Below are 10,370 nucleotides of genomic sequence, written 5' to 3' on the forward strand. Positions count from 1 at the left end.
TGATACCCTCTAACTAGGCGGAAGGGGGTAGTCGGTGGAGACCTCGCGGGAACGGTACCGGGCCCACGTCCGCGCGGAGATCAAGCGGCACGCGTGGGAACAGCTGGCTACGACGGGGGTGTCAGCGCTGTCCCTCAATGCGATCGCCAAGCATGTCGGCATGAGCGGTCCCGCGCTGTACCGGTACTTCCCCAGTCGCGACGACCTGATCACGGACCTCGTCCGTGACGCGTATCGAAGCCTCGCCGACGCCGTCCAGGCGGTGGTCGAGCCAGGGGTGGCCGAAGTCGCCTACGCGATCAGGGAATGGGCGCTGGCGGACCCGCAGCGGTACCTGTTCGTCTACGGAACGCCCATTCCCGGCTACCACGCGCCCGGCGACACCACGGAGATCTCGGACGAGATCATGGCCGTGTTGCTCCGGGCGTACGCGGCGGAGCCGGATGACGGCCGGGTGCTCCGTCGTGCCGTCACCTTCTGGACCCGCGTCCACGGCGTCCTTTCGCTCGAACTCGCCGGGCATTTCGCCGGCATGGGGTTCGACCCCGCCCTGCTGTTCGCCGCCGAGGTCGTCTCTTTGTCCACAAAGGACGATTCCCGCTGAGCGGGGCATCCTTGGCCGCTTTCGGCGCTGTGCGGTGGTTTCCGCGTTCGCTGTGCTAGCTTCCGGGAATGCGCGGAGGATCCAGGATTCGTACGCTCGCGGTGCTCTCGTCGATGCTCCTGGCTTCGCTGATCGGCCCCGGTGCCGTCGCGAACGCCTCCGGCGGGCACGGTTGCGAATGCGCCACCCCGTCGATCGACCGATTGCAGCAATGGCTCGCTTCCGGCGAGGGCACCACGCTGCCGCCGACCGGCAGCCTGCTCGTCCGCGAACGCGGCGGTTACGCGGCCAAGGTGACCTTCCTGAACGCCGAATGGCACGTTGTCGTGGTCTGGCTGGGGAATCAGTTCGAGGCGCAGGCGGATCTCTCGAAATCCGCCGGTTTCTGGATGACCTACAGCGCGACCGACGACCTCTACGTCCAGCTGCGTCCCGCCTCGCATTGGAGCGGCGGCGACAAGTGGCTCACGAAGGTTCCGTCGACCGGCGGGAAGCTGGTGAAGAAGTTCTTCAGCTTCAAGCCCGCCGCCTGGACGACGTTGCCCGAGCTGGGGACTCCCGGGTACTCCTTCGCTTCGGCGCTCACCGAGGCGCGGGGCCTGGTCTTCGTCGGCAAGACCCCGAACAAGCTCGACTTCCGCGGCCTCTCGATCGACCGCTACCGGCCGCCCTGTCTCTGAACGCTCCTCGGATTTCACCTGTCCGGAGCGACGGCCCTCGCGCACCGTGCCCGATTTGTCCTGTACGGTGAACTTTCAGCCGCCTCCGCACGACCGATCCGAGGAGTACCCCAGATGAGCCTGTTCGACTCGCTGAAGGAAAAGGCCGCCGAACTGCTGGGCGGCGCGGGCGACAAGGTCGGCGAACTGACCGGTGTCGACCTTTCCGGCGCCGCCGACCAGGTCACCCAGGCGACCGGCGGGCTGGCCGAGACCGGTCAGGGGCTCGCCGAGACTGCCACCACGGCGGGCCAGGACGCCGTCGACTCGGCCACCGCGGCCGGTCAGGGCGTCGTCGACTCCACCGGTGCCTTCGGTGACGCCGCCACCGGACTGGCCGGCGACGTGATCGACCCGAACGCCCGGGGCTGATCGCCCCCGGACTCCCCGGTATCCCGCGGATACCGGGGAGTTCGTCATTTCTCCGGTGGGACGACGTCCGTTTTTCGGCAAGACGATCTTCGATTTTCCTTGTCCCGCAAGGGAATTATCGCCGTCCGGGTGAATGAGGAAACGGTTGTGGTAACCCGTCCACGGCCGCGAAGCTCGGTTGGTGATCGTCAACCGACTGAGGCCCCTCGGCCTATGCGCCGGGCTTACCGTGCCCGCCCTTCTCCTGCGGTTCACCGGCACCGATCCGGGTGCGCCGACCGGGCTGCTGCTGTTCGGCCTCGCCGTCGTGGCGGCCTCGTTCCTGCTCGCCTGGGCGGCCGAAGCCGCGCAGGTGGACATCTCCGGCGGCCTCGCGATCGCCGTGCTGGCCGTCATCGCGGTCCTTCCCGAGTACGCGGTGGACCTGTACTTCGCCTACACGGCGGGCTCGAATCCCGAGTACATCGCCTACGCCGCGGCGAACATGACCGGCTCCAACCGGCTGCTGCTCGGCCTCGGGTGGTCCACCGTCGTGCTGGTCGCACTCGCCGTCGCGAAGAAACGCCGTGGCGCCACCGTCCGCGAGCTGATCCTTGACGCGCCGTACCGGATCGAGCTCGGCTTCCTCGCGATCGCCTCGATCGTCGCGTTCGTCATCCCTGGAACCGGGCAGATCTCGCTGCTCCTCGGCTTCGCGTTGCTCGGCTTCTTCGTGTTCTACCTGTGGAAGGTCTCCCGCGCCGAACCGGGTGAACCCGAACTGGTCGGTCCGGCCGCCACCTTGGGCGCGCTGCCCCGGCGGTCCCGCCGGACCCTCGTGGCCGCGCTGTTCGTGTTCGCGGCCGTGGTGATCCTCGCGAGCGCGGAACCGTTCGCGCACAACCTGATCGCCGTCGGGACGGAACTCGGTGTCGACCGGTTCCTGCTCGTGCAGTGGCTCGCGCCGCTGGCGTCGGAGGCGCCGGAGTTCATCGTCGCGATCCTCTTCGCGCTGCGGGGCAAGGGCGACGCGGCGCTCGGCACCCTGCTTTCCAGCAAGGTCAACCAATGGACACTGCTCGTCGGCAGTCTGCCGATCGCCTACGTCCTCGGCGGGGGAGGCCCGGCACTGCGCCTGGACGGCCGTCAGATCGAGGAATTCCTCCTCACCGCGACCCAGACCTTGCTGGGAGTCGCCGCGCTGCTCGCGTTGCGTTTCCCGCGCTGGGCCGCCTGGACGCTGCTCGGCCTGTTCGCGGTGCAGTTCGCGCTGCCCGGCCAGACCGCGCGCTACGTCCTGTGCGGGGTCTACACGCTCATCGCGCTCGCTGCCCTGATCCGCAACCGCCGCCATCTCCTGCCGACCCTGGCCGCCCCGTTCCGCCGGGCACCCTATGTCTCCGGGAGTAGTCGTGAGGAGCGGATTTCGGCCTGAGAGCAGAGGTTTCCGCGAGTTCGCGCGCTTAGCGTCCAGGTATGACCAAACGAAGGAAAGTTCTCGCCGCGGGCCTGGCGATCCTGCTCCTGGCGGACGGCGGGCCACCGGCGTCGGCGACCCCGGCGCCGCGGATCGACTGGCACGACTGCCGGACCGGGCCGGAAGACGAGACGGGACGACGGCTCGCCGCCGCCGGGGCGACCTGCGGTGAGGTCGTCGTGCCGCTGGACCACGCCGACCCGGGTGGCAGAACCCTGTCGGTGGCCGTCGCACGCCGTCCCGCGAGTGATCCCGCGCGCCGCCTCGGCACCCTGGTGGTCAACACCGGCGGACCCGGCCCGTCCCGCGACGGTGTGGCACTGCTGGTCCATGGGCTGCCCCCGGAGGTCCCTTCCGGCGCGGCGGCGCTCGCGGCGCGATACGACCTCGTCGGGATCGACCCGAGGTTCTTCGGGCTCAGCTCGCCACTGGAATGCGGCTGGCCCACCGGGCGATACCTGCAGAGCGCTCAACTGGCGAGCCCGGACCGGGCCTCCTTCGACCGCAGCGTGCTGGTCGCGCGGGAGCTCGCGCGAAGCTGCGCGGACCGGGGCGATCTTCTCGCACACGCCTCCACCCGCGACATGGCGCGGGATCTGGACCTCGTGCGAGCCGCCCTCGGGGAATCGAAGATCTCGTATCTGGGCTGGTCTTTCGGCAGTCATCTCGGCTCGGTCTACCGCGGGCTCTTTCCCCGGCGGACCGAGCGGATGGTGCTCGACAGCGCCGCCGCGCCCGGGGCCGCCGGTCCCGCGCTCACCAGGGAGACCGCGCCGGCGGACGCCGCGGCCTTGCGCGACTGGGCGCGGTGGGCCGCCCACCGGGACGCACAGCATCATCTCGGCACCACCGCGGAAGAGGTACTGGCCACGGTGGACCGGATCGCCCGCGCCGCCGCCCGCGCGCCCTTGCGCGTCGGCGAGCACCGGATCGACGCCGCGATGATCCCCGGCCTGCTGCTCACCGTCGACGACAGCGACGCGTTCTACGCGGAGTTCAGTTCCCAGATCGCCGTGCTGCGTGACGCCGCCCGCGGTCTCACCGTGACACCGACACCCACGCAGGAGTGGAAACTCTCCCTGTACACGGATCCGACCGTCGAGCCGTCCTTCGGGTTCAGCGCCACGGTCGCCAACCAGTGCGCGGACCGCGCCGCCTCGCGGGATCCCGAAAGCTACTACCGGGACATCGTGGCGCACCGGGCCGCCGAGCCTTTGTTCGGTCCGCTGGCCCGGCACATCACGCCGTGCGCGTTCTGGCCCGTCCCGCCCGCGGAGCCACCCGTCCCGGTCGGGGACGACCGGCCCGCCTTGCTCGTGGGCGCCTCGGGGGATCCGGTCACGCCGTATGCCGGGCAACTGGCGCTCCGCCGCGCCCTGACCGGATCGAGGATGGTCACGCTGGACGGCGCCTTCCGGCACGGGGTCTATCTCTTCGACCCGACGTCCTGCGTCACCGACATCGTCGAGTCGTATCTGCTCGGCGGAGCCCTGCCCCGGACCGACGTCACCTGTGCCCGTCACCGCTCGCCGGGCCGGACCACGCCCGCTTCGTAGGCGAGGACCACCGCCTGCACCCGATCCCGCACCCGCAGCTTGGCCAGGATGTTGCCCACGTGGGTCTTCACCGTTCCCGGCGCGACCACCAGCCGTTCGGCGATCTCGGCGTTGGACCAGCCGCGGGCCATCGCGGCCAGCACTTCGCGCTCCCGTCCGGTCAGCGTCGCCACCGACCTGGCCGCGCCGGGATCGAGCGGGGGCGCCAGCCGGTCCAGCAGCCTGCGGGTGGTGGAGGGGGCGATCACCGAGTCCCCGTCGTGCACCGTCCGGATGCCGGCCAGCAGTTCCTCGGGGGTGGCGTCCTTGAGCAGGAAACCACTCGCCCCGGCCCGGATCGCGGCCAGCGCGTGCTCGTCGAGGTCGTACGTCGTGAGCATGAGGACCTTGGGCGCGTCAGGCAGGGCGAGCACCCGTCGGGTGGCCTCGATACCGTCGAGCACCGGCATCCGGACGTCCATCAGGACCAGATCGGGATTCAGGCGCCGGGTGTGGTCGACCGCGGCGAGCCCGTCAGCCGCCTCACCGACGACGGTCAGATCGGCCTGGGACTCGATGACCATCCGGAAGCCTGCCCGGACCAAGGCCTGGTCGTCGACCAGCAGGACACGGACCGGTGTGGCGGTCACGCCGGTCCGTCCCGCAGGACGCCGATCAGCCGCCGGAGATCGCCCAGCGCCTTCCGCGCACAGTCGCCGATCGTGACCAGGGCCGATCTTCCGGCCTCCGGCGTGGCCGCGTACCGGCCGCCGTCGGCCTGCGCGATCACGACGGCGAGCGAATGGGCGACGATGTCGTGCATCTCGTGCGCGATCCGTTCCCGCTCCGCGAGGACCGCGAGCCTCGCCTGCTGACGGCTGTGGGACAGCCGGACCCGGCGCAACGTCCCGGTCGCCCACGCGGCCACCACGGTGCTGGCCAGGAAGGCGCCGACGAGCAGATGCGCGGCCGTGGACGACGGCAGCATCGGCCAGCTCAGCCCGCCCAGCACCGCGCCGAGGAGCCCTGCCGCCAGCGCGGCGCCACCGGCTCGCCGCGGTCCGTAGGCCGCCGCGGCGTGCACCGCCAGCGGTACGGCGAGATCGGCGGGCAAGGCACCGACGCCGTCCCGGATCGTGAGCCACTGGACGCCCGCGACTCCCAGCACCACTGTCGCGCACACCACGGTATTGCGGCGTCGCAAGGCGAGCGGAAGCGCGAGAAGCAGGGAGAACAGGAAATACGCGGCCTCCGCCCGGACGAAGAGTCCGAAAAGGACACAGCATCCCGCGAGGAGCAGCGCGGCCAGGACGTCGACGAGCGACTCGTGTCCGCGCAGCCAGGAGTCGAGCCTTTCACCGAGCACGTCGTCACCTTATGGCCGCGGCGCCGCCGTCACTTCGCCGCGGGGACTGAAACCGCCTACACCCACCGGGCTAGCCCGAACGGAGCAAGGAAAGGCGGCGGAAATCCCGTATGTCGAAACCCTTCGTCCCGCTAATCTGGCGGAAACGACATATCTGCGGGGGAGCGGACCATGGCCGTGATCTGGATAGTGCTCGGGATACTCCTGCTGGTGATCAGCGTCGCCGTGATCACCGATGTACGCGACCGCGGGCGGGGCGGGACACGCAAGATCATGTTGCCCGGCTGGGCCTCACGGCGCGCCGATTACACGGAGAACGACCTCGTCCACGGTCGCTGGTCGGAAAAGTCGCCGCGCGAACAGGACGAAGAACTCCAGCGCCGGTACAAATCGGGCGACGAATAAGGGGATCAAGCGGCGGGCCTGGTCCAGCGCCAGGCGGCGTGCAGGGCGGTGATCAGCGCCTCGTCGTCGGCGAAGGTGGGTTCTTCCCCGACCGGTATCCAAGTGCGGTCGACGATTTCCCCCTCGGTCCGCCGGACGACCGAGATCCCGGGGTAGGACAAGGCCGCGCGGCCGCCGTCGTCGGCCACGTGGCGGTGTTCCCAGCGCAGCTGGACAACGCGATCAGCGCTCATCGACCACAACTTTCCGTACTTGCGTATCCGGTAAGTCGTCTGTCGAGGCCCGCGCGTTTCACGTCCGCCTTGTGATCTGTGTCCTTCGCACTGCGGATTCCCATGCCGGATTCGATTCTTTTCGTGAATTCCGTGGAGAGTGACCCCGATCACAACGGGCTCTCCGATCGTGAGAACATGAGGGCCAGGCTGCCGGATCCCGGAGGGTGAATGCTCCGCAGAATGCGTCGCTGGCTCGAATTGCTCAGTCTCGGCGGGTTGGCGGTGGCCGGCTTCGCCGTCGGAATCGCGGAACAGCTCGGCTTGCTCGACAAAGTCGCGCCGAAAGGCGTCACCACCCTGACCCTGATCATGGTCAGCGGGGTGGTCGTGGTGCTGCTCGTCGAACTGACCCCGTTGCGCGCGCTGGAAGACATCCGGGACCGGCTCGCCGGTCTCGACATCGACACCATCGCCACGAGCCTCCGCCGCTCGCACTACGGCGGCGTGGTCGAAGTGCACAAACGCTTTCCGGACGACGAGTTCGCGGCACACGTCGCGAAGGCCAAACAGGTGACGATCCTGAACACCTGGATCCCAAACCTGCAGCGCCTGGAAAAGGAACTCGAAGCCGCGATCGTCGACCGGCGCGCCGAGGTGCGGATCATGTTGCTGCATCCGAACTCGATGCTGGTGGGGCTGCGGGAGGCAGCGCTGGGCCGCAGCGGCGGCGCGGGCAACCCGTTCGTGAGCACGGGGATCGCGGAGTGCCTGGAGATACTCTCCCGACTGCACCGGCGGCTGGCGAAGCGTCAGGCCAACCTGAAGGTGCGGGTCTTCAACTCGCAGGCCTCGGTTTCGGTGTACCGGGCCGACGGGCGCTACCTGGTCAGCATGTTCCTGCACGGCCAGCTGGCGGTGAACTCGCCGCAGTTCCAGATCGAGGGCACGCACGACACCGTGCTCGGCGAACAGATCCAGCGCGAGCTCGACACGTTGTGGGACATCGGCCGCGACGTCGACCTCGCCGACTGGAACCGAAGCATCGACATGATCCGTTTCTGAGCAAGAGGTGTACTGATGCGCGAGCTCGACGAGTTCGAAGACGGTCTGATCGAGCGGTTCCGGAACCATCCGGCGCTGCGGGGCGTCACCGACCTGTCAGGGGAGGAGCTGCAAGCGGTCCTGCTGCAGCGCCGGTTCCTGTCGCTGGCGTTCACCATGGCCTACGACCTGGCGATCGACCTGCTCACCGACGAGCAGTCCAAACGGATCGCCCGCGTCATCGTCCGCGAGGAGTACCCGGACAACACTTCGCCCGGCAGCACCCCTTCGCACCGCGAGGATCTGATGACGGACATCCTCGCCCTGGGCGTCCCGCGCGAAGTGCTCGTGCGGTCGCGGAAGTCGCTGGCCACGGCGGCCTGCCTCGACACCACCATGGAGCTGATCTCCTCGGCGGGCGATTCGAAGCACGCCGACGTCGAACTGCTGACCATCCTGCGGTTCTGGGGCGAGGTGCTGGTCTCGGTCGAGTACGGCGAACTCTGGCGCCGGATCGGCCCGGTGCTCGGCGACAAATCCGTCTTCTACTACCCGCACCACGTGCATGACGCGAAGTCGCGCCCGCTCGCCGCCGCGTCCCCGCTCTCGCTGACGCATTCCGACCAGCTCGGGCTGCGGCTCGTGCAGCTGATCGACTCCAGCGAGGCGCGTGAGCGGTTCCGGGAGACCGAGGAAGCGGTCGTCGCGGTCAAGACGGCTTTCTACGACCAGTTCGTGCCCACCTCGTGAGTGGCGTTTCGGGTTCTAACCCGAAACGCCACTCACGACCACCGCGCCCCACCACGCCACTGGCGCGCTCGCTCGCTTGAAGTACGTGAAGGCCTCCTTCACTACCTTCAGGGTAGGGAAGGAGGCCTTCACGGACCTACGGCCAACGGCCACTCACGAGGGGGTCACTCGGCAACGAGGCCGGAGAACCGGCCCAGCGTCTCCTCGCGCCCCAGCGCCTGGGTGATCGAGTGCAGGTCCGGGCTCCGGGTCGAGCCCGTGATCGCGATCCGGATGATCTGCGATGCCTCGCGGATGGAACCAGGGAAGCCTTCGGGGTTCTTCTTGAACTCCTTGGCGTTCTTCGCGAAGCCGTGCTTCGCGGCCACGTCGCGGATCTGCTGGAACCACTCCTGGCCGTCGTCGAGCTGCTGGTAGTTCTCGACGAAGTCCCGCGCCACGGCCTGGACGACCGCGCGGTCGACACCGAGCGCGGTGATCCGCTCGTCGTCGGGGTTCGCGACGGCGGCGTGCAGCTGCGGGAAGAAGAAGCCGTAGACGGCGCGGAACTCGCTCCACTTCTTCAGGTCCTTGCGCGGGTTCTCGGCGCCGTCACGTTCGACGGCGAGCGCCCGGAGCGCGAGGTCCGGCTCGGCGTCCAGGACGGTCCGCAGCTCGGGGTCGAACCGCTCCGCCCAGCTCCGGACCTCCTCCAGGATCTCGGCGCCGGTCAGCGTGGCGATGTGGTCGGCCGAGATGTCGTCGAGTTTGACCAGGTCGACCAGCGGGCCGGCGACCCCGCATTCGTCGAGGTTGATCGGCTCGGCCAGCGCCTGGTCGAGCGGCATCTCGGCGAGACGGCCGTTGGCGAGGCCGCGCAGGTAGTACAGGACGGCCTTGGTCGGGTAGCCGGACTCGATGTAGAAGTCGACGCTCGCTTCCGGGTCCTTGCGCTTCGACAGCTTGCGTTTGCTGCCGCCCTCCTGCTTCATCAGCGGCGCGATGTGCGCGTACGTGATCGGCTCGAAGCCGAGCGCGTCGAACAGCTGCTGGTGCACCGGCACCGACGAGATCCACTCGTCGCCGCGGATGACCAGGTTGACCCGCATGAGGTGATCGTCGACGGCGTGCGCGAAGTGGTAGGTCGGCAGCCGCGGGCTCTGGTCGGAGCTCTTGAGGATGACGACGTCGTTGCGATTGGCCTCGGCCTCCAGCGGGCCGCGGATGGCGTCGGTGAACCGGGCGCGGGCGCCGGTGTCGTCCGGCGCGCGGAACCGCACGACGTACGGGTCGCCGGCGTCGAGTTTGGCCTGCACGTCGGCGGGGTCGGCGTCGCGCCAGATGGCCCACGAGCCGTAGTAGCCGGTCGGCAGCTTCGTCGCCTGCTGCCGGGCGGTGATCGCGGCGAGCTCGTCCTTCGTCGCGAAGTCGAGGTACGCGCGGCCGGAGCGGAGCAGGTGACGGACGTAGGTCAGGTAGATCTGCTCGCGCTCGGACTGCTGGTACGGGCCGTAGTCGCCACCGCGGTGGATGTCCTCGTCGGCGGCGAGGTCGAAGTAGGCGAAACCGCGCTCGAACTGCTCGATGGCGCCTTCGACCTCGCGGGAGCGGTCGGTGTCCTCGACCCGGACGAGGTAGCGGCCGCCGCTGCGGCGGGCGACGTCCTGGTCGATGGTGGCGACGTAGACCCCGCCGATGTGGACGAACCCGGTCGGCGAAGGGCCGAACCGGGTGACCAGGGCGCCCTCGGGCAGCTCGCGGGCGGGGTAACGCTGTTCCCAGTGCTCGGGCTCGGGCAGGTCGGCGGGGAAGAGGGCGTCGATGACTGCTCGGTCCAGCATGGCGGTTCAGATCTCCCGGCGTCGTGGTGCATGGCGGTTTTCGCCACCGAAGAGCCTAACCGTCCGGCCTCCGGGCCTGGTGAGGGT

Annotated in this window: 12 protein-coding genes; 8 read left to right on the forward strand and 4 right to left on the reverse strand. The window is 69.2% G+C overall.

Annotation, left to right across the window (positions count from 1 at the left end; all coding sequences use genetic code 11):
* Positions 1–34 precede the first annotated feature (34 nt).
* The 5 genes from ED92_RS33785 to ED92_RS33805 all read left to right on the forward strand — a co-directional run bounded on the left by ED92_RS33785 (position 35) and on the right by ED92_RS33805 (position 4,707).
* Positions 35–604 carry a TetR/AcrR family transcriptional regulator gene (locus ED92_RS33785; protein ID WP_037345377.1) on the forward strand — a complete coding sequence of 190 codons (570 nt, stop codon included), beginning with the start codon at positions 35–37 and terminating at the stop codon, positions 602–604.
* Positions 605–705: 101 nt separating this feature from the next.
* Positions 706–1,284, forward strand: a complete 579-nt coding sequence (locus tag ED92_RS33790) for a hypothetical protein (protein ID WP_037345379.1) — start codon at positions 706–708, stop codon at positions 1,282–1,284.
* Between the two features lie 114 nt (positions 1,285–1,398).
* Complete coding sequence (locus ED92_RS33795) at positions 1,399–1,695, forward strand: hypothetical protein (protein WP_037345381.1); 297 nt, start codon at positions 1,399–1,401, stop codon at positions 1,693–1,695.
* 181 nt (positions 1,696–1,876) lie between these two features.
* Complete coding sequence (locus ED92_RS33800) at positions 1,877–3,109, forward strand: sodium:proton exchanger (protein WP_052121063.1); 1,233 nt, start codon at positions 1,877–1,879, stop codon at positions 3,107–3,109.
* Positions 3,110–3,150: 41 nt separating this feature from the next.
* Positions 3,151–4,707 (forward strand): alpha/beta fold hydrolase, encoded by a 1,557-nt coding sequence (locus ED92_RS33805; RefSeq protein WP_037345383.1) that lies wholly within the window; start codon positions 3,151–3,153, stop codon positions 4,705–4,707.
* On the opposite strand, the gene ED92_RS33810 is transcribed toward ED92_RS33805, so the two are convergent.
* Positions 4,671–5,336: a response regulator transcription factor gene (locus ED92_RS33810; RefSeq protein ID WP_037345385.1), complete on the reverse strand. Its 666-nt coding sequence runs from the start codon at positions 5,334–5,336 to the stop codon at positions 4,671–4,673. The two genes, ED92_RS33805 and ED92_RS33810, sit on opposite strands and share 37 nt — an antisense overlap.
* On the reverse strand, positions 5,333–6,052 hold the full coding sequence (locus tag ED92_RS33815; RefSeq protein WP_037345387.1) for a sensor histidine kinase: 720 nt from the start codon (positions 6,050–6,052) through the stop codon (positions 5,333–5,335). Before ED92_RS33815 ends, ED92_RS33810 begins: the two co-directional genes overlap by 4 nt.
* A gap of 171 nt (positions 6,053–6,223) precedes the next feature.
* Between ED92_RS33815 and ED92_RS33820 the strand changes: the two genes are divergently transcribed.
* Entirely contained in the window at positions 6,224–6,457 is a 234-nt protein-coding gene (locus ED92_RS33820) for a hypothetical protein (protein ID WP_037345389.1), read from the forward strand.
* A gap of 5 nt (positions 6,458–6,462) precedes the next feature.
* On the opposite strand, the gene ED92_RS33825 is transcribed toward ED92_RS33820, so the two are convergent.
* Positions 6,463–6,690 carry a hypothetical protein gene (locus ED92_RS33825; protein ID WP_052121038.1) on the reverse strand — a complete coding sequence of 76 codons (228 nt, stop codon included), beginning with the start codon at positions 6,688–6,690 and terminating at the stop codon, positions 6,463–6,465.
* A gap of 222 nt (positions 6,691–6,912) precedes the next feature.
* Between ED92_RS33825 and ED92_RS33830 the strand changes: the two genes are divergently transcribed.
* Positions 6,913–7,734: a hypothetical protein gene (locus ED92_RS33830; protein ID WP_037345391.1), complete on the forward strand. Its 822-nt coding sequence runs from the start codon at positions 6,913–6,915 to the stop codon at positions 7,732–7,734.
* Between the two features lie 15 nt (positions 7,735–7,749).
* Positions 7,750–8,463, forward strand: coding sequence for a hypothetical protein (locus tag ED92_RS33835; protein ID WP_037345393.1), 714 nt, complete (start codon positions 7,750–7,752; stop codon positions 8,461–8,463).
* Positions 8,464–8,627: 164 nt separating this feature from the next.
* Here the strand turns inward: ED92_RS33835 and ED92_RS33840 are convergent, their stop codons facing one another.
* Positions 8,628–10,283, reverse strand: a complete 1,656-nt coding sequence (locus ED92_RS33840; RefSeq protein ID WP_037345394.1) for a glutamate--tRNA ligase — start codon at positions 10,281–10,283, stop codon at positions 8,628–8,630.
* Positions 10,284–10,370: the final 87 nt, after the last annotated feature.

Origin of the sequence: Amycolatopsis sp. MJM2582, from assembly GCF_000754115.1 — a bacterium.
Lineage (GTDB): Bacteria > Actinomycetota > Actinomycetes > Mycobacteriales > Pseudonocardiaceae > Amycolatopsis > Amycolatopsis japonica.